Origin of the sequence: Tenacibaculum sp. (assembly GCF_048269885.1) — a bacterium.
Taxonomy (GTDB): Bacteria; Bacteroidota; Bacteroidia; order Flavobacteriales; family Flavobacteriaceae; genus Polaribacter.
The window spans coordinates 15,709-40,446 of the sequence record NZ_JBLWTZ010000021.1 but is presented as its reverse complement, the minus strand read 5'-3'; the positions used below and the strand labels follow the sequence as shown (position 1 = coordinate 40,446).

The following is a 24,738-nucleotide window of genomic DNA, read 5'->3' as shown; positions in this document are numbered from 1 at the left end:
AGAGCTATTTTGTTATTACTGGTTTCTCTATGTTACCAACTAGTTTTTCTTTCCAATTTTTCCAACCATATTTTTTTGAGAACAGTAGTAACATCAAAGGATATAAAACAAATACTGGTAAAAACATCTCTATCCCTACCGAAAGATCTGAAGTATCAACAAATAAAGCATCCGTTTGAAAAACGGTCCAATCAGTTGTTACTAAGAATGCTGCTACAATATTGTTAATAGCATGTAACCCTAATGCTAACTCAGTTCCTTCATCCATTAAGGTTGTAATTCCGAAGAAGAAACCTGTTCCTATATAAAATACCATTGAAATATATCCTAGCTTCTCTACTTCTGGATTAGCTCCATGTAGTAATCCAAAAGCTACTGAGGTTACTATTAATGGAACCCATCTGTTTTTAAACCAAGTACCAAGTCCTTGCATAAAATACCCTCTAAAAAGTAATTCTTCAAAACTTGTTTGAATGGGTAAAAACAAAAATGATACTATTACTAAAGTGAAAAAAGGAAGAGGTTTAAAATTCCATGTATAATTTTCAGGAGCTAAAAGAATATCAGAAGATACTACTAGTACAGATAGTATTCCCCATACACAGAAACCAAACCAAAAACGACTCCAATCTATTTTATCTCTACTGGTAATAATTGTTTTAACAGCTCTTTTATGAATGTACTTTACTCCTAAAAATAACGAAGCTAATCCAAAAGCAAACATGACCACCATCATAAACAAAAATAAATTTTTATTTATTCCCAGACTCATAAAACTATCATCTGCCGCTCTTAAAAATTCACTCGTATTTTCAGAATGTAAAACTGCTGTTATTGCCAGAGGAATTACACCAATAAATTGCCACCCCAATAAAACTATAAAAATAACTAGTAGGTATACATACCACTGATTTTGTCCTTTATAGGCTTGTTGTATAAAATTCATAATTAAATATTAACGTTCCAGTTTTTATTTGTGTTATACCTCAAACTTCCATTCAAAACTTCCAACGGACTTTCAAAATTGTTGGTAAACAAGCTTCCTGTTCCTAACCCTTGTGGTAATGGATTATTTAATGTGTACGTCCATTGTGCGATTGCATTTAACCCTATGTTACTTTCCAAGGCACTGGTTATCCAATTACCTGCGTTATGGCTGGATGCTATTTGAATCCATTCCTTACTACCTTTAAACCCACCAACCAAACTAGGTTTTAAAATAATATACTGAGGTTGGATTGTAGCTATACAGTTTTCTTTTTCTTTGGAAGAGAAAACGCCTATCAATTCTTCATCTAGCGCAATTGGCAAGGGTGTTTTTTCACATAAACTTGCCATTTCTTGCCATTGTCCTTGTTTTATAGGTTGCTCTATAGAGTGTAATTCTAACTCAGATAATTTTTGTAATTTTTCTAAAGCATTTTGGGGTAAAAAAGCTCCGTTAGCATCTACACGAAGTTCAATTTCTTTGGCTGAAAATTCTTTTCGTATTGATTGTAACAAGGCTATTTCTGTATCAAAATCTATCGCTCCAATTTTCATCTTTATCGTAGTAAAACCTTGTTGCAACTTATCTTTTATTTGTTGTTGCATAAAGGCTTTATCTCCCATCCAAATTAATCCGTTTATAGAAATTTGTTGCTTTCCTTCGGTAAACTTAGATGGAAATAATTCAAATGGTGTTTGGTTTTCTATGGATAAAAATGCTTGTTCTAATCCAAATTGTATCGACGGAAACTCGTTGAGTTCAAGTAATAATTTCTCTAAGCCAGAATTAATATTGTTACACACCCACTGTAATTTCTCTTCATAATCGGGTTTATCATCAGCACTTAAACCTCTGAATAAACCGCATTCTCCAAAACCTTTCTTTCCTTCATTTTCTAAAATTAGAAACCAAGTTTCCTTGGTTCTTAAAACTCCACGAGAGGTACCACTTGCCTGTTTAAAATTCAGTAAGTATTTATGGTAGGTAGCTTTTATCAATTGTTCGTGTTTTAATTATGAGCTTCAGAAGCTTTTTTAAAATTTTCTAAATATTGCTGACTCATTTTTTTCAATGCTCCTTTAAAATATGGAAATAAACAGCTCATTACATACGATTCACTAGTACAGGTAGTAGTTTGTACTATTTTAGTTGAGTTTCCTTCTGAAATAAATGTATAATCATCTGTTTTTAGCATATTTTCTGCATCAAAGTGAAGAGTAAGTTGTTCATTTTCTTTATACGCTAATACTTCTTCTGTCATAGTTATCAATTTACCTTGATTTTCAACAACTACTTTATATTTACTTCCAATTTTATTGGGCTGTTCTTTTAAAATTTCTATTGATTTTACTTCTGGCATCCATTCTTTCATCAGTTCTTTATCTTGAAAATCTATAAAAACTTCATTCACTGGCTTATTAATTGTTACCTCATTCACATATACAACTTCTTTTACTATGAGTCCTGTTAGGAAAAAAGCAAGAATTAAAACTGTTATTACTCCTAAAATTATTTTAATTTTTTTCATGTATATAATACCTAAATAAAAGGTTTACTTAAATAGTTATTGTTTGTCCGATTTCTAAAATTACCAATTCTTTTTTTGCTTGAGCAAACTTTTCTTTAGCTTCTTCTACATCTATTTCGATTGGAGGAAAGGTATTAAAATGACATCCTATGACCTTATTACAAATCACTAAATCACTTGCTATAATAGCATCATCAACTCCCATGGTAAAATTATCTCCTAAAGGAAAAATAGAGGCTGTTAAGTTTGTAGACATCGGTATTAATTGCATATCCATTGTTACCGCTGTATCTCCAGATATGTACAAGGACTTTTCTCCTGCTGTTATTACAAAACCACCCGGTTGCCCTCCATAACTTCCATCAGCAAATGAAGAAGTGTGAATAGCGTTGACATATTTGGCTGAAAACACCTCGTTTTTATATGTACCTCCATGGTTCACGGCATGTCCTTTTAAATCTTTAGCAGCATAATATGTTACAATTTCAAAGTTTGAAATAATTGTAGCTCCTGTTCTTTCTGCAATGTGCTCTACATCCAATACATGATCTTGATGCGCATGTGTAACTAATATATAATCTGCTTTTACTTGATCTACGTCTATATTAGTAGCTAATGGGTTTCCTGTAATAAAAGGGTCGACTAATATGTATGTTCCGTTAATTTCAATACCAAAACATGCGTGACCGTAAAAAGTGATTTTCATGTATCTATTCTTTTCGTTTAATTCGTTTCTTTATGAATATAATTAATAAAACTATTAAAAGTATAAATGGCCAAATATTTATCAAACCGATAAAGAACCATTTTATATTGTCTACTCCATTACCAAAAGCATCAGCTATACGTCTTCCAAAACTTTTGGAATAAGTGTTACTTACTTCTTTTTTATAAAATCGAATTGATAAGGTTGAAAACGACACTTGATTTTGTAAATACTTCAAACGTCCTTCCATCGATTCAATGTCAGATCTTACATTGGCTAGTTCTCTTTCAACTTCTAAAATTTCTTTTACCGAACTAGCTTTATTTAGTATTTCGTTATATCGTTGTTCTACTTCTTTTTTTACTTTCAAACGTGCTTGTACATCCAAAAATTGCTCTGTTACATCGTTAACAGAGATATTCTTATTATCAAACCTTGCTACTTTTGATGAAATCTCATTTAAAAAAGTATCAAAACTTTCTGAAGGAATTCGAACCGTTAAATTTGAAGTAATATTTTGAGAAGATTTGTACTCGTTATCAGCAGAAATGTATCCGTTATATTTTTTTACTGCTTGCTCTATATGATTTCTTGTCTCTAATAAATCATCTGTCTCAAATGAAATATCTCCTGTTTTAATAAGTTTTCTTTCTATTGTTACTTCTTTATTCTCTGATGCAACTTCTGATGCTTCTACAATTTCTTTAGTAATATCAAAATTTCCTGAAGTTTTAAGCTCTCCATAAGAGGTTGGGTTCGCTCCTTTACTATTACAGCTAATAAATAATAGAAACATTCCGAAAAAGACTAAAATAGTTCTCATAGTGTTAAATTTTCTTGGGAAGTTACAAAATTTGACCTAATCCGAATAAAATTGAAAATAAAAAGGTACTAAGAGCTACTTTTTTTAACTCTCCATCTAATAGAGCTTCTTCTTTATTTTTATAGACAAAAAATAGGTGTTTTAGTAGAGGAATATAAGCTATAATAAATAAGAATTGATATGGTGATTTAAACTTGATTACCGTGTACAATAATGCAACTATAAAAGACGCTACAATTAAAAAGTAATGATACATTTTTGCAGATTCTGCTCCCATTTTTACCACAAGCGTATTTTTTCCTGATACCGCATCATTCTCTCTATCTCGCATATTGTTTAAGTTCAATACCGCTGTACTCAACAATCCAACTGTAATTGCTGGTAAAAAAATGATAAAGTTCAATTGTTTTGTATATAAAAAATAGGTTCCAACGACTGCTAACAATCCGAAAAAGATAAAAACGAAAATATCTCCAAATCCACTATAACCATAAGCAGATTTCCCAACGGTATATTTTATAGCAGCAACAATTGAAGCGATTCCTAATCCGAAGAAAATTACTGAATACAAAAAATTGTCTTTACCAAAGGAAACATAAATCAGTAGCAATGCTATAATAGTCGTAATGACTCCTGTTACAATCATTGCGTTTTTCATTTGCTTTGGAGTAATTGCTCCTGAAGCCACCATTCGTGCTTCTCCTTCCCTTTCATTATCTGTACCTTTTATTCCATCTCCGTAATCATTGGCAAAGTTAGATAATACTTGAAAACCAATAGTGGTTAAAATTGCTAACCAAAAAATAGAAGACTCCAATATATTTTTTCTTCCTACACAAATAGTTGTATCAAAAAGAGTTGAAGACACTTTCAAAAAAGATTCATTTAATCCTAAAAAGGCTCCAACAATAATTCCTGAAACGGATAATGGTAAGGTACGTAAACGTGCTGCTTTTATGTAGTTTTTCATTGAGATAGTATGATTTTCAAAGATAGTTATTTACGCATAAAAAAAGGAAAGCTACGCTTTCCTTTTATCTTAAAGTATATGAGTTGTTTATTTATTTACTACTGCATCAAAACCTACTTTTGTTCCTGGTTTATCTATAAAATATTCTCTTTTATCTACTAAAACATTATCTCTAAAGATTTCCATTGTTAGTGTATAGACACTAAAATTGTCTGTGGCTTTATCTTCGTATTCAAAAGCTAAGTTAGCAGCAAAATTAATTTCATCTGTGTATGATTTCTTATAAGGAAAAACATTAGTTGTTGTAGTATTATCGTACTTAAAAAAACCTGATTCTAAAAAAACAGTTTTAATTCTTCCATTGTTGTCATTACTTGTACTCGTAATATTAAATGTTATTGTTGCCAAGTTTCCATTTCCATCAAGAGAAAAATCGGTATCATCACAGGATGTTAAAAGCACTAAGCATAAAAAGGTAAAAAGGTATCTCATTCTTTTTTGTTTTTGAATTATTTTTCAACAAACTTACTACAAAGAAAAAAGTGTGCTACTCTCGTAACACACTTTTAAGAAAACTTTATATCTCTTTACTATAGGTTATTTGCTTCCGCAATTAACTCTGCAATGTCTTTTACTTGTATTTGCGATTCTTTTTCTTTGAATTTTACACCATCGGTCATCATGGTATTACAGTAAGGACATCCAGTAGCAATAATTTGCGGATTTGTTTCTAACGCATCTTCTGTTCTTAACACATTTATATCCTTATCTCCTTTTTCTGGTTCTTTAAACATTTGTGCTCCTCCTGCTCCACAACATAATGCTGTTGACTTATGACGTTTCATCTCAGTCATCTTTACTCCTAAACGACGAATTAATTCACGTGGACTTTCATATACATCATTTGCACGTCCTAAGTAACATGGGTCGTGATACGTTAAACGCTTACCGTTTAAATTTTCGTCTTCAATAGTTAAACGCCCTTCTTTAATTAACTTACTAATATACTGAGTGTGGTGATACACTTTATATTTCCCTCCTAATCCAGGATATTCATTTTTTAAGGTATTAAATGAATGTGGATCGCAAGTTACAATCGTTTTTACTTCGTAGGCATTTAATACTTCTATATTAGTAACTGCTTGCATTTGAAATAAAAACTCGTTTCCGGCACGCTTTGCTGCGTCTCCTGTTGAACTTTCTTCGGTACCTAATACTGCAAAATCAACCCCAGCTTGTTGTAATATTTTTACGAAAGCTCTTGTTATTTTTTTTGCTCTATCATCATAACTTCCTGCAGCTCCTACCCAAAACAACACTTCTGGTTGTTTTCCTTGAGCCATCATATCTGCCATTGTTGGTACGTTCATAATTCTTTATCGTTTAATTGTTGAACTGTTTTTTTTTGTTTACAACCTCAAACAGAGGTTACTTTTTAATTTTTACGGAATAAAATAGTTAAAAACTACTACTCTTCGTCTTTCCAGTTTAATCTATCCATTTGACTATACTGCCAAGGTGCTCCGTTATTTTCAATATTGGTCATCATCATATTTAACTCTTGTGGAGCTGCTGATTCTTCCATTACTAAATAACGACGCATCTCCATAATAATAGATAAAGGATCGATACCAATAGGACATTCTTGTACACAGGCATTACAACTTGTACACGCCCATAGTTCTTCTGGAGTGATGTAATCGTTTAATAATTGCTTACCGTCATCTTTAAACTCTCCTCCATTTTCATCAATATTCTTTCCTACTTCTTCTAAACGGTCACGTGTTTTCATCATAATAGCACGTGGTGATAATTCTTTACCAGTTAGGTTGGCAGGACAAGATGATGTACAACGTCCACACTCAGTACAAGTGTAAGCATTCATTAACTGTACCCAGTTTAAATCAGTTACATCTGAAGCTCCAAATTTTTCTGGTTCTCCTTCATCCTCTCCTTCTTCTGGCATAGCATATGGGTCAACATCTGGATCCATCATCATTTTTACTTCCTTCGTTACCGCTTCTAAATTATTAAACTGTCCTTTAGGGTTTAAGTTTGCAAAAAACGTGTTAGGGAAAGCTAATAAAATATGTAAGTGCTTAGAATAGTATAAATAGTTTAAGAAAATTAAAATTCCTACAATATGCAACCACCAAGCTGTTTTTTCAATGGTATGTAATGATTCATTAGAAAAACCATCAAACCAAGGTGCAATAAATTGAGAAACTACATTTCCTACTCCTGCTTCTTGAAAATGTACATCTGTCGCATTCATTACCAAGAACAAAGTCATTAATACCATTTCAAAATATAAAATAATATTACCATCATTCTTTGGCCAACCTTCCATTTCTTTGTTCCAAAAACGTTTTACTTTCTCTATATTTCTACGGAACCAAAAAATTGTTACAGCTACAAAAACTAGTAATGCTAACACTTCAAAATTTCCTATCAAGAACCCGTATAAAGCATCTCCAATAATTGGTTGAAAAACACGATGTGTACCAAATAATCCATCAATAACGATTTCTAACATTTCGATATTGATTAAAATGAACCCAACATATACAACTATATGTAAGATACCTGAAACTGGACGTCGTACCATTTTATATTGCCCTAAAGCGATTTTTGCCATATTTTTCCATCGTTCAGGCTTTCTATCCGTTCTATCAATATCCTTCCCTAATTTGATGTTTCGTATTAACTTACGAACATTCATTACAAAATACCCGATACCTGCAATTAAAATAAGTGCAAAAAAAATGTTTGGTACGTATTTCTCCATCGTTCTTTAATTATTAAGTTTTGTTAGATTTATAAAAATGTAAGCTTATTTATTACTTACATTTTTGGTATTATTCTCTTCGTTATACGGCTTTGCTTTTTTCCCAAATAATGAGAAGTGTACAAAACGTTTTGGGTTTAGCTTCATTTCTCTTAACAATTCTTCTAATTCTTTTGAAGCATTGGTAAGATTAGTATACATTTTTTCATCAGTCATTAACTTTCCTAAAGTTCCTTTTCCTGATTTCATATTAGCTAACAACCCATTTACATTTGCTAAAGTTGCTTCTAATTTTTTAACGGATTCTCCTAAGTTAGCCTTTGCTAAATCATCTGATACTTTAGAAAAATTGTCTGTTATCTTTTTGGCATTAGCCAAGGTAGCATTTAAGTTTCCTTTATTATCTGCTAATAATGAATTTACAGAAGATAATGTTTTACGAACATCAGAAATAGTTACTTCCAAACCTAAAATACTTCTGTTTAAACTCTGACGCGATTTTTCGTCTAATACTTGATTGAATCCAATTAATAAAGAATCGGCTCCTACCAACACATTTTCTAGTTTTGCTTGAATTGGGTTTAATTTTTCACCTACTGATGAAAATATATCTGACTCAACCTCTCCTTTTAAATAATCTCCTGACTTGGCTACTTCTCCATCATATTTAGGAATAATTGCTAAATTTTGACCTCCCATTAAGCTAGCTGAGTAAATCTTAGCAATACTGTTTTTTGAGAAGTTAAAGTCGGTATCTAATGAAATTTTAACAATTAAATTTCCCTTTTTATCTGGATTTTCATTGAATCTAATTTCATCCACCTTCCCTACTTTTAAGCCATTAATAGTGACTGAGCTCGCTTCATTCAAACCATTAATATTATTGTACTCTACAAAAAAGTGTCTTGCATTAGCACTGAACAAATCTTGTCCTTTTAAGAAGTTATAACCCCAAATAAATAGTGCAATAACAACGACAGCAACAATTCCTGTTTTTAGTTCTTTAGACATAGAATATATTTATACGAGCGAAAATAATAATAATTTTGGGAGTATAAATATAGAATACCTCTAAATTAACGGTTTTTCAGTGCTTCTTTTATCGAAATTCGTTTTCCATTTTTAAAAGCGACTACCCAAGCATCTTTATACCCTTTCCTTCTTACCTCTGGTAACACCTTCTTTATTCCAGATAAACTTGGTGAATTTCCGTAGTAATATTTGTAGTAATCATCTATAAATAAAGACTCAACATTTTCTAACCCTTTAAAACTACTTGTAGAAAGTTTTTTTCTAGAGGCGGCTATTTGTATTCTAAATACAACGTCTGTTGATACAGGTTTGGATTCTGTAGTTTTTTTCTTTGGGGGCGTTTCTTTTTTAACAACTTGCTTAGGCGTTTCTTTTTTTATAACAGGTTTAGAAATCTCTTTTTCTACTAACGGTGCATTCACTGTTAGTGTTTCACTAATTGTATTTAACTTTAATCGCTCAAAATATTTTCTTATTGCTTGAGCGATTGACTTCGCCATTTTTATTTGACCACTTCTAGAGTTTAGAAATTTTCCCTCATTCTTATTCGTTAAAAAACCCAACTCTATTAAAACACTGGGCATAACCGTTTCTCTTAACACTAAAAAGTTTGCTTGTTTTACCTTTCTATTATTTCTTTTTATGGCTACAAAATTATTTTGAACCAAGCCTGCGATTCCTAAACTATTTTCAAGGTTTTCTTCTTGTAGTACTGATAGTCCTATTACTGATTCTGGTGAATTCGGATCGTAATCGTAGTTCTGCTTATAATTATCCTCTAATAAAATTACCGAGTTCTCTTTTTTAGCTATTTCTAAGTTTTCTTTATTTCCACTTAATCCTAACACAAAAGTACTCGCTCCATGCGGATCTGACCTTCTAAAGGCATCACAGTGGATGGATACAAATAAATCTGCTTTCTTATCATTGGCTATTTTAGCACGATTATGCAGCTCTACAAAAACATCTTTTTTACGAGTGTAAACTACTTCAATATCTTTAGAGGTTAACAACTCCTTACCTACATCTAGCGCAACTCTTAAAGCTATGTTTTTTTCTCTAAAACCACTCCCTAAGTTCCCTGGGTCTTTTCCTCCATGGCCTGCATCAAGAACAACTGTGTATTTTTTTTGCGCTGAAACCGATAATATTCCCCCATACAAAATAGTTATAGAGGTTAGAATGATTAAGCTTAATTTTGAGATATTATATTTACGGAAATTTAAGAATTGCATCAATAAAATTTAACTATTTTTGGTTTTTAAAATATAGGCATTCAAATAACACGCCAAAGTTTTTAAATATAACACAAAAATAGTATTAATAATATTGCGAGCAAATCCAACTTACATACTTTTAGCTTTCTATCTTTTTTGTTTTCAATTAAGTACTGCGCAAGAATTTGGCAAGAAAGGTATTACTCCTCAAAAACCTAGTAAAGACTCTATATTCACTAGTCCTAAAGACACCTTAATAGGTTTAAAAAACAATGCTCTTGTTCATAGAAAAAGAGATACCATTGCTAACGATTCTATTAAACCGAAAGAAGTAATTGATGGTATAATTACGCACGATGCTGAAGATTACACCATACAAAATGCCAAAGACAAAACAATTACCTTATACAATAAAGCCCAAGTAACCTATACTGATATTGATTTAAAAGCAGGGATAATTATTCTAGATTACAAAAACAATATGGTATATGCTAAAGGTATAAAGGATAGCACTGGGTATCATCAAAGACCTCAGTTTAAACAAGGTGGACAAGAATCTGAACAAGACTCTATTCTGTTTAATTTTAAAACTAAGAAGGCACTGGTTTACGGTGTTAAAACAGATCAAGCTGGAATTATTACCTACGGAGAAAAAACAAAACGTGTAAACGACTCAACTATATACATGCGGAGGTTGCGTTTTACCACTTCAAAAAAGAAAATTCCAGATTATTATATTCAAACAAACAAAGCTAAGCTAGTTCCTGGTAAAAAAATTATTGTTGGTGGTAGCAATTTAGTATTGGCAGATGTTCCTACACCTGTTTATTTACCTTTTGCTTATTTTCCTTTAACGGATAAGAGAACCTCAGGTTTTATCATTCCTTCTTGGGGGGAAAGTAACAATCAAGGCTTTTTTATGCAAAATGGAGGGTACTACTTTGCTTTAAGTGATTATTTTGATTTAACGGTATTAGGTGATTTATATACCAATGGTAGTTGGGGGTTAAATGCTACTTCTAACTATTATGTTCGTTATAAATTTAGTGGAAACTTTAGTATACGTTTTGAAAATCTTGTTCAAGGGATACGTGGTTTAAGTGATTATCAAAAATCTTCCAACTTCAATCTCAGATGGAGTCATAGCCAAGATGCTAAATCGAGTCCGAACTCCCGTTTTTCCGCTTCTGTTAACTTAGGAAGTAGTAAGTATTATCGCCAATCTTTAAACGAATTTAATAGTTCTCAATTTTTAAACAACACCTTGAGTTCTTCTATTTCTTACTACAAGAAATTTGTTGGTACTCCTTTTAATGTGAGTGTAACAGCAACTCACTCACAAAATACCAACACCGAGTCTATTACCATGACACTCCCTTCTTTACAACTTAACATGGATCGTATTTATCCGTTTGAAGGAAAAGGTGGGGTTAAAAAGAATGCCTTTCAGCGAATAGGCCTTAACTATAATATGCAAGGTCAATATCAGATCAATACTACTGATGATGAGTTTTTTACTTCTAAAATGTTTAAAACTGCTAAAAAAGGAGTTCAACACAACTTAAGTAGCAGTACAAGTTTAAAAGCTTTAAAATACTTTACGTTATCACCTAATGTAAACTATAAGGATGTTTGGTACTTTGATCGAATAAAAAAACGATACGACCCAACTGCGGTAAACAAAGATGATAATCTTGGTGCTGCTGTTAATGACACTATTAGTGGTTTTACTCGCTATAATGAATATAATTTAGCGGTTTCTTTGTCTACGACGATCTATGGAATATTCCCTGTCAATAAAGGGCGTTTAAAAGCCATACGCCATACGATTACCCCTGCTATTTCTTATCAATACCGCCCTGATTTTGCAGATGATTACAACTTAACAGTTCGTCAAAGTTCTGATCCAAATGACTTATTAACCTACTCTCCTTTTGAAGGTGGTATTTATTCGGTTCCAGGAAGTGGAATTTCAAATTCTATTGGTATTTCTGTAAAAAATGTTTTAGAAGCTAAAGTAGCTCCGAAAGAACCTGACAGTGACGAAGAAGATAAAAAAGTTATAATTCTTAACAATTTAAACTTTAGTACGAACTACAATTTTGCCGCTGATAGTTTACGTTGGAGTACTGTAAACGTTAGTGCTGGCACACGTTTTTTTAAAGACAAACTAGCTTTAAATATGCGTGCCGATTTAGATCCATATCAAGTAAACAGTAAAGGGGTAAGAATTAATAAATTTAACAGTAGTCTTTTTAGAATGACTAATTTAGGAGTAACAGCAAATTATTCTATTTCTAGTAAGGATTTTGAAAAAAACAAGGATGATAAAGACGACTCCGATAGTAAAAATGGAAATGGTGCGCAAGACACCCCAGATGTTTTTGGAGAAAATATAGGTCCGACTAACGGTTTCCCAAATAATAGAAATAACAAAAAAGGCGAAAGCGAAACTAAAGAAACCGAACTCTATAGAGCTAAAATTCCTTGGACTCTTAATTTAGTCTATAGTATGACCTATACAAACAATGGTTTAAACAGTAGAATTAATAACAATGCATTGATGTTTAGTGGTAATGTAGAATTATCTCCTAAATGGAAAATAGGCTTTTCTTCTGGTTATGATATTAAAGACAACGCTTTTACCTATACCAGACTTAATTTTTCAAGAGATTTAGACAGTTGGCGATTTAATTTTAATTGGACTCCTTTTGGTGTTAACTCGTCTTATAACTTCTTTATTGGGGTAAAATCTTCAGTGCTAAGCGATTTAAAATGGGATAAGAACAAACCCCCGGACAGAGTGTTGTTTTAAGGCTGTTGGCTGTTGGCTAAAATGATTTTTTTTAATTTTAAAACTTAAATAGATATGAAAAAAATAATCACTACAAGTAAAGCTCCCGCTCCAATTGGTCCATACAACCAAGCAGTACTTAGTGGAAATACTTTGTATACTTCTGGACAAATAGCTATCAACCCTGAAACTGGAGAGTTAGTTTTAGACTCTATCGAAGCAGAAACTCAACAGGTAATGCAAAACATGAAAGAAGTATTAGCTGCGGCTGGTATGACTTTTGAAAACGTTATTAAAACTTCTATTTTTATTTCAGACATGCATAACTTTTCAAAAATTAATGCTGTTTATGGTGAGTATTTTGATGATACCACTGCTCCTGCTCGTGAAACAGTAGAGGTTGCTAACTTACCTAAGTTTGTCAATGTTGAAATTAGCATGATAGCTATTAAATAGCTTAAAAAAACTAACCACTTCGTTGGCGGTATCAGTATTAAAACAACAAGTATTTTAACTTGTATAACACATTTGACTAAAATAATAAGATGAAGAAAAACAAATGGAATATTCTTACTTTTTTAATGTTATTACCAGTTTTTGCAATTGGGCAAATTCCAAAAGGTCATTTTTTAGACGCAGACGATTCTGCTGAAAAAGGGTATAAAGTCAAGCCATATAAACAGAAAAAAGAAGGTATTTATCATTATGCAATTCTAACTGAATTGCCATTCGAAAATGATTGTAAAAAAGACTTATCTGAAAAAGAACGAATTGACTGTTCTGAAAACAGACTAAACGAATTGATAAATGAAAAACTGAGTTTTGAAATTGAATTTAAAGGGAGCGTTTATGTCTATTTAACTGTAACTGAAAATGCAGAAATTCAAAACATCAAAGTAAAGTCCTATCCACAGACAAATGAAATAGACAACTTATTTAGGGAAGCAATTGAAAAAATTGAGGTTATCCCTGGAAAATACAAAAAAAAAGTTGTCAAATCGAGACTTTGGACCAGTTTCGAATACGAATAAAACGTGTAACCAATTCGGTAATTAAAGGGTACACGAACACTATAGCCAAACATTTTTATCAATCAAAAAAGAGAAACAATTGTGTTTCTCTTTTTTATTTATAATTTTTATATTGCTTTTATCAACAATTCTGCTGTAGATGGATTTGTAGCTAACGGCACATCGTGTACATCACACAAACGCATTAGCATAGATATATCTGGTTCATGTGGATGCTTTGCTAACGGATCTCTAAAAAACAAAACCATTTGACATTTTCCTTCTGCTACCCTGCCTGCAATTTGCGCATCGCCTCCAATAGGTCCTGATAAAAATTTTATTACTTCAAAACCTGCTTTTTCTGCTTTTTCTCCAGTTGTTCCTGTAGCTATTAATTGAACACTTTTTTGACGTAAGACTTCTTTGTGTTCATTTAAAAACTGAACCATTTCAGCTTTCATTCCATCATGTGCTATAATTGCTATTTCCATAAATAGTGTTAAAAAAATATTACCAGCTGTGCTTTTTGATATAATTCTGTCAATTCGAGTGAATTTCACGATTGCAATGAGTGAAATTTGTATCGAGAAAAAGAATTTTGATTGTTAAATTAGTTCTCGATACGATTTTTCGTACCTCAAAATCACTCGAACTGACAATCATCTATAATATTGTTGTTTCAAAATGCACTACGGATAAAATATTTATGCTTTTATAAAGAAGCCGAATACTCTAATAAGTCTACAATCTTAGTTGCGTAACCAAACTCGTTATCGTACCAAGATATTACTTTAAAAAAGTTTTCATTTAATTCTAAACAAGCATCGGCATCAATTACTGAAGTTCTCGTTTCTGACACAAAATCTTGTGATACCACCTCATCTTCAGTATATCCTATAATTCCTTTAAATTCACCTTCAGAAGCCTCTTGTAAGCTTGCTAAAATTTCTTTTAACGAAGTCGCTTTTTCTGTTCTAAACGTTAAATCTACTAAAGAAACATCTGCCACAGGAACTCTAACTGCCATTCCTGTTAATTTCCCTTCTAATTCTGGAATAACCTTTGTTACAGCTTTTGCTGCACCTGTTGAAGTAGGAATAATATTATTTACTACTGAACGCCCTCTTCTCCATTTTTTATTCGGTCCATCGACGGTGTTTTGTGTTGATGTGGCTGCATGCACTGTAGTCATCAACCCCTCTTTCAATCCAAAATTATCGTGAATTACTTTAGTTAATGGCCCTAAACAGTTTGTGGTACATGAAGCATTTGAAAAAATAATTTCATCAGCTGTTAAATCTTTATGATTTACTCCCATCACATACATATTAGCATCTTTTGAAGGTGCTGAAATAACTACTTTTTTTGCCCCTCCAGTAATATGCATTGCTGCTTTATCTTTATCGGTAAAAAAACCTGTAGATTCGATTACATATTCTGCCCCTGCTTCATTCCATTTTAAGTTTTCAGGATTTCTTTCAGCAGTAATTCTTATTGTTTGTCCATTTACTACTAAGTTTCCGTCTTTGACTTCAACAACTCCTTCAAATCGTCCATGAACAGAATCATACTTCAATAAATAGGCTAAATAATCTACATCTAACAAATCGTTAATAGCCACAACTTGAATGTTGTCTCTTTTCATTGCAGAACGGAATGCCAATCGACCAATCCTTCCAAATCCGTTAATTCCTATTTTTATCATTATTTAAAATTTTATATTCGTATTTAAGTGGTCATAATATCTGATACTCTTAATAGTTCGGTATCAATATTATGTTGCCCTTTGATTGCTTTTTCTAAATCGGTAGCAGTTACTTTATTATCTTTCAACCCCACCATTAAATTTGTTTTTCCATCAAGTAATAGTTCTACAGCACTTACTCCTAACCTACTTGCTAAAACCCTATCAAAACATGACGGAGAGCCTCCTCTTTGCATGTGCCCTAATACTGAAACTCTCACTTCGTATTCAGGTAAGTTTTTTTCTACGTAATCAGCTAATTCAAATACATTTTTACCGGTTTTATCTCCTTCAGAAACTACTACTATACTAGATGATTTTCCTGATCTTCTACTTTTCTTTAGAGACTCTAACATTCTTTCTAATCCTAAATCTTCTTCTGGTATTAAAATCTCTTCCGCTCCTGCACCAACCCCTGCATTTAATGCTATAAACCCTGCATCACGTCCCATAACCTCGACAAAGAAAAGTCGATTGTGAGAAGACGCTGTATCTCTAATTTTATCAATTGCCTCTACAGCTGTATTTAACGCTGTATCGTAACCAAGTGTATGACTTGTTCCAGAGATATCATTATCTATGGTTCCCGGAATTCCTATGATAGGAAAATTGAACTCTTTATTAAAAATCACTCCTCCAGTAAAAGAGCCATCTCCTCCAATCACCACCAACGCATCTACATTGTTCTTTTTTAGACTTTCATAGGCTTTTTGCCTCCCTTCTTTTGTTCTAAACTCTTTTGAACGAGCCGACTTTAAAATAGTACCTCCTTTGTGAATGATATTATTTACACTTCTAGCGGTTAACGGAATTAAATCTCCTTCAATCAATCCTTGATACCCTCTATATATTCCCATACAATCTGTTCGATAATAAGCACAAGTTCTTACAACAGATCGTATAGCCGCATTCATTCCTGGAGCATCCCCTCCAGAAGTCATCACTGCTATTTTTTTTATTTTTCTCATAAAACGAATATCAAATTTACTCAATTTTAGTCATTTTTAAACAAAAAACAATGATTTCATTTTTACTTTTTAATTGAAATTTAACGTTTCCTTTTGGTCGGTTACTTGCAACCTACATCACTCAACAAAGTACATAATTCTCTTTCTTCTAATTACAGTCGTATTACAAGGTTTTATTCTCCTTGTAATTAATTACTTTCATACTTAAGAGTTAACTTGTGAAGCACTAAAAAATTAGCAGACATAAGTTTGCAAAGAAAAAATAAGAACCACAAATTTTATTTGTGTTCTTAATTAGAAGATTTAGTAATAATTCCCAACAATTAATTTTGATAGCAATTTCGTAAGTAGTTACTGAATGGCTTTGTTGTAACTAGATATGATTTGTTGTATTCTTTTGTTTTCAAAAACAGAAGGATACAACTCTTTTACAATTGTATGGTATTCGAAATCGATAGCCAAAGCATTATTTAAATGTGTTACACTATACTCTTCTTTTCCAAGAATCATAAATAACCCACAAAGCCTGTATTCAATTTCTGCAAACTCCTTATATGTTTTTTTCGCTTGAATTAATGTCTTAAGTGCTTCATTAAATTCACCTAAAAACAATAATAAATCTGCTAATGCCACATAGATTTCAATTTCTCTATCGCCTAATGACAAGCACGTTTTAAAAGCTTTAACGGACTCTTCGTAAAAATTAAGCTTCAAGTTGATGTCTCCATAACGTCTCCAGTACAAAACGTTTGCTTCATCTATATGAATCGCTTTATTGATATAATACAGTGCTTTTTGATAATTTTCTTGGTTATAACAAGCGTTTGTTAGCAAAATCCAACCTCTATCTAAAAGAGGATCTTCATGTACGGCTTTTTTATAAAAATGAATTGCGGTTTGAGTATTCTCAAGTTTCTCATAACATTCTCCTATTCTTATGTAGGCGTAAGCGGTTGGATCATCTAGTTCAAGGGTTACCAAATAATTTTCTATAGCTTCTTCATAACGCTTTAACTCTTCTAATGATTTTGCTTTCTCTAAATACCCTCCTATAAAACTATCATCAATTAATACCGCATAGTCAAAAGCTGTTAACGCTTCTTTAAACATTCCTAACTCAAAATACTGTCTTCCTAGTTGATGCCACGCTACTTCGCAATATGGATTTTTATCTAAATAAGAGTTTAAAAATTTTATTGCATCTTCATGACTGTCTTCCATATCAAAACAATACACAATATTGTATAACGAAGAATAATCTTCGTAATCTACCTCAATACACTTTGCAAAATTCAAACGTGCATTTTCAAAATCATCAAGGTATAAGTACTCCATCCCTATCATTGACCAAATATCGGATGGGTCTTCTATATACTGTAAAGATTCTTGTAAAATAGCAATTGCCTCTATGTGCTGTTTCTTTTTAGATAAAATAATTGCTTTTTGAATGAATACTTCATCATTATGGGGTTCTACGGCTTCGATGTTAGACAACATCTTAATTGCTTCATGCAATTCATCTTCAAAAATTAAAATTTCTACTTTCATTAACTTCAATTGAATTGAAGACGGATGCTGCTCCAAACCTAACTGCACCGCTTTTTTTGCCAACGACTGCTTACCTATATTTAAATAATGCTCTATAATTGTTTCAAACTCTACAGCATCGAAAAAATATACCTCGTTGGTTTTCAACATGGATTCAAATTTTGATATTGACATAGGCTACAGATTTGAATTTATATAAAGTTACTACAAGAATAATACCCATTTACTCAGGTGTTCATTTCTTTTCAACAATTTAATTAACAATAGCTACCTCTCTTTCTTATTAACACTTAGATATTTGAAAGAGTTAATTATTTTTCTATATTTGAAAGAACAAAAAATTAATATCTAATTTTAAACAAAAAATCATGAGTAAATTTGACGAGAAAGTAGCACTTTATAAAAAATTTATGGACGACAGAGATATTCGTTCTAACACTGAGTTATTAACTGCTGTTACAAAAGGACTAGGGCCTTCTATTTATAAAAATGATGCAGAAACAGTATCTGGTAGCGACCCTAAAGAACTAGAAACAGTTAAGAAGAACTTTTTAATGAAAAAATTAGGTTTAGCTGATGGACCTGAATTAGATAAGGCTATTGGAGAAGTGATGGAGAGAATTGGAAAGTCTGAAAGAAATAAGTATCGTGCAGTTGTATACTACATGTTAGTTAAGAAATTTGATAAGGAGTCTGTTTACGGAATGTAGTCGCTCTCTTTTTAAGAAAATATAAGTCCTGTATTTAAGTTTTAAATACAGGATTTTTTTATTTTAGCCACCAACAAACAACTTATATTTATGTCGCAATTTATCAGCGTTTTTGACATGCTTAAAATTGGGGTGGGACCTTCTAGTTCTCATACCTTAGGCCCTTGGAGAGCGGCTCAACAATGGATACAAAAATTAAAAGAGACCAATGAATTTCTTTTAATTGAAGAAATAAAAGTAGACTTGTATGGTTCACTTTCACTAACTGGTAAAGGGCATGCAACAGACTTAGCTGTTTTATTAGGTTTAAGTGGTGCTGACCCTGAATATATTCCTATTGAAACCATTGATGTTATAATTAGCGATATTCAAACCAAAGAATTTTTATTTTTTAATAACGAAAGAAATATTGTTTTTGCCAATGGTTCTGTAAAATTTAATAAAGAATTTTTACCTTTTCATGCTAATGGCATGACCTTTAGAGGCTATTCAAATGGTGTAGAAATTTCTACAGAAACATACTATTCTATTGGTGGAGGTTTTATTGTACAGGAAGATGACCACCTTGCTGAAGGTATTGAAATTAACAAACAAAACTTCCCCTTTCCTATCAACAGGGCTACCGAACTCGAAGCGTATTGTGAAAAGGAAAGTGTAAACATTTCTGATATTGTTTACCAAAATGAACTTGTAATTAATTCTGCTGAAGATATCGACAAAGAGTTACATCGCATATGGAGTACTATGTTAGAATGCATGTATATTGGTTGTCATACTCAAGGAATTTTACCTGGTGGATTGAATGTAAAACGTCGTGCATTTGAAACACACCAAAGACTTATAAAAGAAGCAGAATATACCAACCAACAAGAGTGGATTACCGCTATTAGGAGTACGGAAGTAAAATTCCGTGAAATTTTAAAATGGGTAAGCTGCTTAGCTTTGTCTGTTAACGAAGTAAATGCCTCTTTGGGTAGAGTCGTTACTGCTCCCACCAATGGAAGTGCTGGAGTAATTCCTGCCGTAATTATGTATTACCTAGTAATAGAAAACCACAACGCTACTTTTGAGCATGTTAAAAAGTTCTTGCTAGTTGCTGGAGAAATAGGAAGTATTTTTAAGAAAAACGCTACAATTTCTGCGGCTATGGGGGGATGTCAAGCTGAAATTGGGGTATCCTCTGCTATGGCGGCGGCGGCATTAACAGAATTATTAGGCGGAACCCCGTCACAATGTTTAGTTGCTGCTGAAATTGCCATGGAACATCACTTAGGACTTACTTGTGATCCTATTGGAGGGTTGGTACAAGTGCCATGTATTGAGCGTAATGCTATGGGAGCTATTAAAGCCATTAATGCTGCTGAATTAGCCTTAGAAACCAACCCTAAAGAATCTAAAGTTCCTTTAGATAAAGTAATTGATACAATGTGGGAAACAGCTAAAGATATGAATAGAAATTATAAAGAAACTTCTGAAGGTGGCTTAGCTGTTACAGTTCGTTTAGCGGATTGTTAAGGGTTATTTTATTTCAATAGGTTCTCCTAAAAACTTAGGATTGACATTTAAGAGAATATCTACAAATACTTTTACTCTTGCTAAATATTCTCTTAATTGAACTTTTATAGCTTTTTTTCCAGAAACCCCTCTGGCGTTATATCCAATTGCATCAACACCAAAATGGTTTGCCAAGTACAAGGCTCTTTCATTATGAAATTGTTGAGATATTATAGTTATAGAGGTTTGACCAAAAACTTCTTTCACCCGTACTACCGAATCTAAGGTTCTAAAACCTGCATAATCTAAAAAAATTGTATCCTCAGGAATTCCTGCTTCAATCAAATCATTTTTAAAATCAGTTGGCTCATCATATCCTTTACTCCCATTATCACCACTTACTAAAATGAAATCAATTTTTTTAGCTTTATACAGTTCTACTATTGCATTCAATCGAAACTGGTAGTACAAATTGACTCTACCATCAGACAAATACTTTGCTGTACCTAATAACAGCCCTACTTTATTTTTGGGGATGTTTTCTGTAGAGTTAAATAGTTTTCCTTCTGCATGATTAATTATTACTTTATTTGAAACATAAATAGAAGCAATAATTAACAAACAGCTTAAAAGAAAAAGAATAGCAACTTTTTTTCGTTTCATTTATCGTGTGAATACTAATTCTGTTTCAGTAGACATTTCTTCAGAAAAACCATATCCATCCACATCAAAACCTTTTAACTCTTCTAAAGTTTCCACATTATTATCTATAATATAACGTACCATCAATCCACGTGCCTTCTTAGCAAATGTCATAATAGTTTTGTACTGTCCGTTTTTTAAATCTTTAAAAACAGGAGTTATCATCGGTACTTGCAATACTTTTTTAGGAAGTGCTTTAAAATACTCGGTACTTGCTAAATTAATTAACAATTCACCTTCTCCTAATTCTTCATTTAACGACTCGGCCAATGTAGTATCCCAAAACTTATATAAGTTTTCTCTTCTTCCTACTTTTAATTTAGTTCCCATTTCTAAACGATAGGGCTGAATTAAATCTAACGGTTTTAACAAACCATATAATCCTGATAAAATTCTTAACTTCTCTTGTAAAACTGAAATTTTATCTTCTGCTATAGAGTTAGCATCTATCCCCCTGTATACTTCACCTGTAAAAGCAAAGACAGCTTGTTTTGCATTGTTTAAAGAAAAAGGGGGTTGCCAATCTTGATTTCTATCATAATTTAAACTAGCTAATTCATCAGAGATCTTCATTAATTCACTCAATTTTTTTCTAGATAGTGTTTTTAGCTTTTTATTCAGTTTTTCAGATTGTTCTAGGAATCTAGGTTGTGTATACACATCGGTAGTCGCTTTGCTTTCAAAGTCTAACGATTTTGCTGGCGATATAATAATTTTCATGCTATAAATATTTGAAAGTAAAAATAAGAAGCTATTTTAAAATCATCAATTACTTCAGGTAATTTATATTGATTGTAGTATTGATATTTTTAATACTACACCTGTAGTCCATCATAAGCTAAAAACACATTTTCTGGTAATTCCTTTTCTACCTCTTCATGTAACCCTAAAAGTTCACTTATGTGCGTTAGATATGCTTTTTTCGGTTTTATCTCTTCTATAAAACTTAACGATTCTTCTAAATTAAAATGTGTTTTATGGGGTTCTCTTCGCAAACCTGTAACAATTAAAACATCAAGATTTTTTAGCTTTTCTTTTTCATTTTCTGAAATCGTTTTAATATCGGTTATATATGCGACATTATTAAAGCGATATCCGAGAATAGGTAAGTTACCATGCATTACTTCAATTGGCCTGACCTTTACTCCTGCTAACTCAAAACTTTCGTTATGTGAAATAATGGTTGGAGCCACACTCGGTGCACTTGGATATCTATTTTCGGTAGCAAAAATATAATCGTATCGCTTTTGTAAAACCCCTAGTACTCTTTCTGTTAAATATATAGGTACAGGTCCTATTTGAAAGCAGTACGGACGTATTTCATCTAAGCCTGCAATATGATCTGCGTGCTCATGGGTAAATAAAATCCCGTTGATTGATGCCACTTCTTCACGCATCATTTGCTGACGAAAATCGGGTCCACAATCAATCACATAATTAGCATCCTTCCATGAAACTAACACCGAAGATCGTAATCTTTTGTCTTTGGGGTTTTTAGACAAAGCTACAGGATGTTTACTTGTAATCATTGGAACTCCAGTAGAAGTTCCTGTTCCTAAAAAAGTTATTTTTACTTGATTTTTTTTCTTCATTTCCACCACAAAAATACAACAAAAATTGTCTGTTCGTTTGTAATTTCAGTACATTTGTACTACGTAACAAAAAACAACAAAATGGCAATTACGTTAAAAGGAGATCAAAAGATAAGTACTGTACCAACTACCAAAATGAAATCGTTAAAGATTAACTTAAACGCTCATATATATGGAACTTTTGCAGAAATTGGGGCTGGTCAAGAAACTGTTCGTAATTTTTTTAGAGCTGGTGGAGCCTCTGGTACAATAGCAAAAGCAATGAGTGCTTATGACAAAGACTTCTCTGATGCCATTTATGGAATTGAAAAAGACAATCGTTATGTTACTGAGCCCCGATTAAAAAAGATGTTGAAGCATGAAATGGACTTAATTGAGGAGCGACTTGACCGCCAAAAACATCCTGATAAATTATTTTTTAGTTATGCTAATACGGTAGCAACTATTAACTTTACCAAGAAATTTAAAGGACATGGTTGGGTTGGTATTCGTTTTCAATTAGATCCATTAGAAGATTACAATGAAATTGTTTTACACCTTCGTTTTAAAGAAACGGATGCGCGTCAACAACAAGAAACATTAGGTGTTTTAGGTGTAAACTTAATTTATGGCGCTTATTACTTAAATGATAATCCGAAAGATTTATTAAAATCTTTTTATGATAATATTGACAAGGATCGCTTAGAAATTGACATGATTAATTTCTCTGGACCTCGTTTTATGTATGTTGACAACCGTTTAATGAGTTTACAGCTTGTTAAAAACGGAATGACAAATGCTGTAATGTTTGGTCCTGACGGTAATAATTTACTACCAGCACAAGTACTTTACAAAAAGAATATTTTGGCTCTTCGTGGAAGTTACAGACCTGTAACAAAGGTTAACATGGATATGTTTGAGCGTGCTAAACAATCTTTCTATAACGAGAATAAAGTAGATCCTAAAAAAACAAAAATAATTTTTGAAATTACCTTAAGTAATCTTCGTGCTGAAGGAGAAATTAACGAGCGCGATTTCTTAGACAGAGCTGAACTACTATGTTCTCTTGGTTTAAATGTTATGATTACCAATTATCAAGAGTACTTTAAACTTGTAGAGTACTTTAGCGAGTATACTAAAGAACGAATGGGGCTTGCTATGGGAGTTTACAACTTGATTCAAATTTTTGATGAAAAGTACTACCGTGATTTAAGTGGTGGTATTTTAGAAGCTTTTGGTAAACTTTTTTACAGAGACTTAAAGGTATATATGTATCCTTATAAAAATGAGGAAACTGGCGAGTACATTACTAGTGAAAACCTAAAAGTTCACCCTAGGATGAAAGAGCTTTATAAATTCTTTAAAAATAATGGTCGATTAATTGATATTAAAGACTTTAATCCTGACATTTTACATATATTCTCTAGAAAAGTTTTAAAAATGATTAAAAACGGAGAAGATGGTTGGGAAGAGATGTTGCCAAAAGGAGTATCTGAAACCATCAAAGAAAAACGTTTATTTGGCTGCACAAAAAGAAATTAATTAATCTTTTTAAACCTTTTATTATCTTTAGAGTCTAACAACTAAACAGTTTTAGTTGATTGACGAAATTACACTTATAGATCAATTACAGCAACCTACCACTAAAGAGATTGCTTTTAAAAGTCTTGTATCGCAATATAAAGAGCGATTGTATTGGCATATACGAAAAATAGTGATTTCTCATGAAGATGCTGATGATGTTTTACAAAATACCTTTGTAAAGATTTTTAAAAATATTGATTATTTTAAAAGAGATAGTAAGCTGTTTTCTTGGATGTATAGAATTGCTACTAACGAATCTATAACTTTCATCAACAAAAAAGCGAAAGAAAAAAACATCCATATTTCCGACTATCAACTACAACTCACTTCTACCCTTGATAGCGATTATTGGTTTTCTGGTGATGAGATTCAGCTTATTTTACAAAAAGCAATAGCTACATTACCTCAAAAACAACAATTGGTATTTAATATGAAGTACTTTGACGAAATGAAATATGAGGAGATTTCTGAAGTTCTTGAAACATCTGTTGGTGCTTTAAAAGCCTCGTATCACATAGCTGCAAAAAAAATAGAACATTTTATAAAGAACTATAATTAAAC

General features: G+C 32.1%; 25 protein-coding genes. 7 read left to right on the top strand and 18 right to left on the bottom strand.

The genetic code is table 11. From position 1 onward, the window contains the following. Positions 1–4: 4 nt before the first annotated feature. The 11 genes from ACN0WY_RS14430 to ACN0WY_RS14380 form a co-directional block, all read right to left on the bottom strand. Positions 5–946 (bottom strand): CPBP family intramembrane glutamic endopeptidase, encoded by a 942-nt coding sequence (locus ACN0WY_RS14430; protein WP_417800805.1) that lies wholly within the window; start codon positions 944–946, stop codon positions 5–7. A gap of 2 nt (positions 947–948) precedes the next feature. Further along, positions 949–1,986 (bottom strand): o-succinylbenzoate synthase, encoded by a 1,038-nt coding sequence (locus ACN0WY_RS14425; protein WP_417800804.1) that lies wholly within the window; start codon positions 1,984–1,986, stop codon positions 949–951. A gap of 11 nt (positions 1,987–1,997) precedes the next feature. Continuing rightward, positions 1,998–2,516, bottom strand: a complete 519-nt coding sequence (locus tag ACN0WY_RS14420; RefSeq protein WP_330487086.1) for an SRPBCC family protein — start codon at positions 2,514–2,516, stop codon at positions 1,998–2,000. A 28-nt stretch (positions 2,517–2,544) separates the two neighbouring features. Then, positions 2,545–3,222 carry a metal-dependent hydrolase gene (locus tag ACN0WY_RS14415; RefSeq protein WP_417800803.1) on the bottom strand — a complete coding sequence of 226 codons (678 nt, stop codon included), beginning with the start codon at positions 3,220–3,222 and terminating at the stop codon, positions 2,545–2,547. Positions 3,223–3,226: 4 nt separating this feature from the next. Then, complete coding sequence (locus ACN0WY_RS14410) at positions 3,227–4,045, bottom strand: DUF4349 domain-containing protein (protein WP_417800802.1); 819 nt, start codon at positions 4,043–4,045, stop codon at positions 3,227–3,229. Between the two features lie 22 nt (positions 4,046–4,067). After that, complete coding sequence (gene menA, locus ACN0WY_RS14405; protein ID WP_417800813.1) at positions 4,068–5,021, bottom strand: 1,4-dihydroxy-2-naphthoate octaprenyltransferase; 954 nt, start codon at positions 5,019–5,021, stop codon at positions 4,068–4,070. A gap of 81 nt (positions 5,022–5,102) precedes the next feature. Beyond that, the gene (locus ACN0WY_RS14400; protein WP_330487089.1) at positions 5,103–5,507 is read right to left on the bottom strand and encodes a hypothetical protein; all 405 of its coding nucleotides are present in this window, start codon (positions 5,505–5,507) and stop codon (positions 5,103–5,105) included. Between the two features lie 98 nt (positions 5,508–5,605). Next, positions 5,606–6,385 (bottom strand): (Fe-S)-binding protein, encoded by a 780-nt coding sequence (locus ACN0WY_RS14395; RefSeq protein ID WP_099216248.1) that lies wholly within the window; start codon positions 6,383–6,385, stop codon positions 5,606–5,608. Between the two features lie 98 nt (positions 6,386–6,483). Further along, the gene (locus tag ACN0WY_RS14390; RefSeq protein ID WP_417800801.1) at positions 6,484–7,803 is read right to left on the bottom strand and encodes a 4Fe-4S dicluster domain-containing protein; all 1,320 of its coding nucleotides are present in this window, start codon (positions 7,801–7,803) and stop codon (positions 6,484–6,486) included. Between the two features lie 45 nt (positions 7,804–7,848). Further along, a complete protein-coding gene (locus ACN0WY_RS14385) occupies positions 7,849–8,814 on the bottom strand; it encodes an MlaD family protein (protein ID WP_330487091.1) in 966 nt (321 codons plus the stop codon). 65 nt (positions 8,815–8,879) lie between these two features. Next, entirely contained in the window at positions 8,880–10,070 is a 1,191-nt protein-coding gene (locus ACN0WY_RS14380; protein WP_417800800.1) for an N-acetylmuramoyl-L-alanine amidase family protein, read from the bottom strand. A gap of 94 nt (positions 10,071–10,164) precedes the next feature. Between ACN0WY_RS14380 and ACN0WY_RS14375 the strand changes: the two genes are divergently transcribed. The 3 genes from ACN0WY_RS14375 to ACN0WY_RS14365 all read left to right on the top strand — a co-directional run bounded on the left by ACN0WY_RS14375 (position 10,165) and on the right by ACN0WY_RS14365 (position 13,877). Next, entirely contained in the window at positions 10,165–12,867 is a 2,703-nt protein-coding gene (locus ACN0WY_RS14375) for a putative LPS assembly protein LptD (protein WP_417800799.1), read from the top strand. Between the two features lie 54 nt (positions 12,868–12,921). Continuing rightward, entirely contained in the window at positions 12,922–13,302 is a 381-nt protein-coding gene (locus ACN0WY_RS14370; RefSeq protein ID WP_330487094.1) for a RidA family protein, read from the top strand. A gap of 89 nt (positions 13,303–13,391) precedes the next feature. Next, positions 13,392–13,877 carry a hypothetical protein gene (locus tag ACN0WY_RS14365; RefSeq protein WP_330487095.1) on the top strand — a complete coding sequence of 162 codons (486 nt, stop codon included), beginning with the start codon at positions 13,392–13,394 and terminating at the stop codon, positions 13,875–13,877. 107 nt (positions 13,878–13,984) lie between these two features. On the opposite strand, the gene ACN0WY_RS14360 is transcribed toward ACN0WY_RS14365, so the two are convergent. The 4 genes from ACN0WY_RS14360 to ACN0WY_RS14345 form a co-directional block, all read right to left on the bottom strand. Continuing rightward, positions 13,985–14,347, bottom strand: a complete 363-nt coding sequence (locus ACN0WY_RS14360; RefSeq protein WP_330487096.1) for a methylglyoxal synthase — start codon at positions 14,345–14,347, stop codon at positions 13,985–13,987. A gap of 221 nt (positions 14,348–14,568) precedes the next feature. Beyond that, positions 14,569–15,561, bottom strand: a complete 993-nt coding sequence (gene gap / locus ACN0WY_RS14355) for a type I glyceraldehyde-3-phosphate dehydrogenase (RefSeq protein WP_330487097.1) — start codon at positions 15,559–15,561, stop codon at positions 14,569–14,571. A 23-nt stretch (positions 15,562–15,584) separates the two neighbouring features. After that, positions 15,585–16,568 (bottom strand): 6-phosphofructokinase, encoded by a 984-nt coding sequence (pfkA, locus tag ACN0WY_RS14350; RefSeq protein WP_330487098.1) that lies wholly within the window; start codon positions 16,566–16,568, stop codon positions 15,585–15,587. A gap of 351 nt (positions 16,569–16,919) precedes the next feature. After that, complete coding sequence (locus ACN0WY_RS14345) at positions 16,920–18,290, bottom strand: tetratricopeptide repeat protein (protein WP_417800798.1); 1,371 nt, start codon at positions 18,288–18,290, stop codon at positions 16,920–16,922. A 194-nt stretch (positions 18,291–18,484) separates the two neighbouring features. Between ACN0WY_RS14345 and ACN0WY_RS14340 the strand changes: the two genes are divergently transcribed. Together ACN0WY_RS14340 and ACN0WY_RS14335 are read left to right on the top strand one after the other, a co-directional pair. After that, complete coding sequence (locus ACN0WY_RS14340) at positions 18,485–18,826, top strand: DUF2853 family protein (protein ID WP_330487100.1); 342 nt, start codon at positions 18,485–18,487, stop codon at positions 18,824–18,826. A 90-nt stretch (positions 18,827–18,916) separates the two neighbouring features. Then, positions 18,917–20,341 (top strand): L-serine ammonia-lyase, encoded by a 1,425-nt coding sequence (locus ACN0WY_RS14335; protein ID WP_417800797.1) that lies wholly within the window; start codon positions 18,917–18,919, stop codon positions 20,339–20,341. 3 nt (positions 20,342–20,344) lie between these two features. Here the strand turns inward: ACN0WY_RS14335 and ACN0WY_RS14330 are convergent, their stop codons facing one another. From ACN0WY_RS14330 to ACN0WY_RS14320, 3 genes are all read right to left on the bottom strand, one after another. Continuing rightward, entirely contained in the window at positions 20,345–20,983 is a 639-nt protein-coding gene (locus ACN0WY_RS14330; protein WP_330487102.1) for a SanA/YdcF family protein, read from the bottom strand. Further along, positions 20,984–21,742 (bottom strand): peroxide stress protein YaaA, encoded by a 759-nt coding sequence (gene yaaA / locus ACN0WY_RS14325; RefSeq protein WP_330487103.1) that lies wholly within the window; start codon positions 21,740–21,742, stop codon positions 20,984–20,986. A gap of 95 nt (positions 21,743–21,837) precedes the next feature. Continuing rightward, positions 21,838–22,614, bottom strand: coding sequence for an MBL fold metallo-hydrolase (locus ACN0WY_RS14320; RefSeq protein WP_330487104.1), 777 nt, complete (start codon positions 22,612–22,614; stop codon positions 21,838–21,840). A gap of 81 nt (positions 22,615–22,695) precedes the next feature. Between ACN0WY_RS14320 and ACN0WY_RS14315 the strand changes: the two genes are divergently transcribed. After that, complete coding sequence (locus tag ACN0WY_RS14315) at positions 22,696–24,135, top strand: TonB-dependent receptor (protein WP_330487105.1); 1,440 nt, start codon at positions 22,696–22,698, stop codon at positions 24,133–24,135. 55 nt (positions 24,136–24,190) lie between these two features. Then, a complete protein-coding gene (locus ACN0WY_RS14310; protein ID WP_330487106.1) occupies positions 24,191–24,736 on the top strand; it encodes an RNA polymerase sigma factor in 546 nt (181 codons plus the stop codon). Positions 24,737–24,738 lie beyond the last annotated feature (2 nt).

Bases quoted from the DNA above. Each gene is read 5' to 3' on its own strand.
- ACN0WY_RS14430 (WP_417800805.1), bottom strand. From the start codon at position 946: ATGAATTTTATACAACAAGCCTATAAAGGACAAAATCAGTGGTATGTA.
- ACN0WY_RS14420 (WP_330487086.1), bottom strand. From the start codon at position 2,516: ATGAAAAAAATTAAAATAATTTTAGGAGTAATAACAGTTTTAATTCTT.
- ACN0WY_RS14415 (WP_417800803.1), bottom strand. From the start codon at position 3,222: ATGAAAATCACTTTTTACGGTCACGCATGTTTTGGTATTGAAATTAAC.
- ACN0WY_RS14410 (WP_417800802.1), bottom strand. From the start codon at position 4,045: ATGAGAACTATTTTAGTCTTTTTCGGAATGTTTCTATTATTTATTAGC.
- ACN0WY_RS14400 (WP_330487089.1), bottom strand. From the start codon at position 5,507: ATGAGATACCTTTTTACCTTTTTATGCTTAGTGCTTTTAACATCCTGT.
- ACN0WY_RS14395 (WP_099216248.1), bottom strand. From the start codon at position 6,385: ATGAACGTACCAACAATGGCAGATATGATGGCTCAAGGAAAACAACCA.
- ACN0WY_RS14390 (WP_417800801.1), bottom strand. From the start codon at position 7,803: ATGGAGAAATACGTACCAAACATTTTTTTTGCACTTATTTTAATTGCA.
- ACN0WY_RS14385 (WP_330487091.1), bottom strand. From the start codon at position 8,814: ATGTCTAAAGAACTAAAAACAGGAATTGTTGCTGTCGTTGTTATTGCA.
- ACN0WY_RS14380 (WP_417800800.1), bottom strand. From the start codon at position 10,070: ATGCAATTCTTAAATTTCCGTAAATATAATATCTCAAAATTAAGCTTA.
- ACN0WY_RS14370 (WP_330487094.1), top strand. From the start codon at position 12,922: ATGAAAAAAATAATCACTACAAGTAAAGCTCCCGCTCCAATTGGTCCA.
- ACN0WY_RS14365 (WP_330487095.1), top strand. From the start codon at position 13,392: ATGAAGAAAAACAAATGGAATATTCTTACTTTTTTAATGTTATTACCA.
- ACN0WY_RS14360 (WP_330487096.1), bottom strand. From the start codon at position 14,347: ATGGAAATAGCAATTATAGCACATGATGGAATGAAAGCTGAAATGGTT.
- gap (WP_330487097.1), bottom strand. From the start codon at position 15,561: ATGATAAAAATAGGAATTAACGGATTTGGAAGGATTGGTCGATTGGCA.
- pfkA (WP_330487098.1), bottom strand. From the start codon at position 16,568: ATGAGAAAAATAAAAAAAATAGCAGTGATGACTTCTGGAGGGGATGCT.
- ACN0WY_RS14345 (WP_417800798.1), bottom strand. From the start codon at position 18,290: ATGTCAATATCAAAATTTGAATCCATGTTGAAAACCAACGAGGTATAT.
- ACN0WY_RS14340 (WP_330487100.1), top strand. From the start codon at position 18,485: ATGAGTAAATTTGACGAGAAAGTAGCACTTTATAAAAAATTTATGGAC.
- ACN0WY_RS14335 (WP_417800797.1), top strand. From the start codon at position 18,917: ATGTCGCAATTTATCAGCGTTTTTGACATGCTTAAAATTGGGGTGGGA.
- ACN0WY_RS14330 (WP_330487102.1), bottom strand. From the start codon at position 20,983: ATGAAACGAAAAAAAGTTGCTATTCTTTTTCTTTTAAGCTGTTTGTTA.
- yaaA (WP_330487103.1), bottom strand. From the start codon at position 21,742: ATGAAAATTATTATATCGCCAGCAAAATCGTTAGACTTTGAAAGCAAA.
- ACN0WY_RS14320 (WP_330487104.1), bottom strand. From the start codon at position 22,614: ATGAAGAAAAAAAATCAAGTAAAAATAACTTTTTTAGGAACAGGAACT.
- ACN0WY_RS14315 (WP_330487105.1), top strand. From the start codon at position 22,696: ATGGCAATTACGTTAAAAGGAGATCAAAAGATAAGTACTGTACCAACT.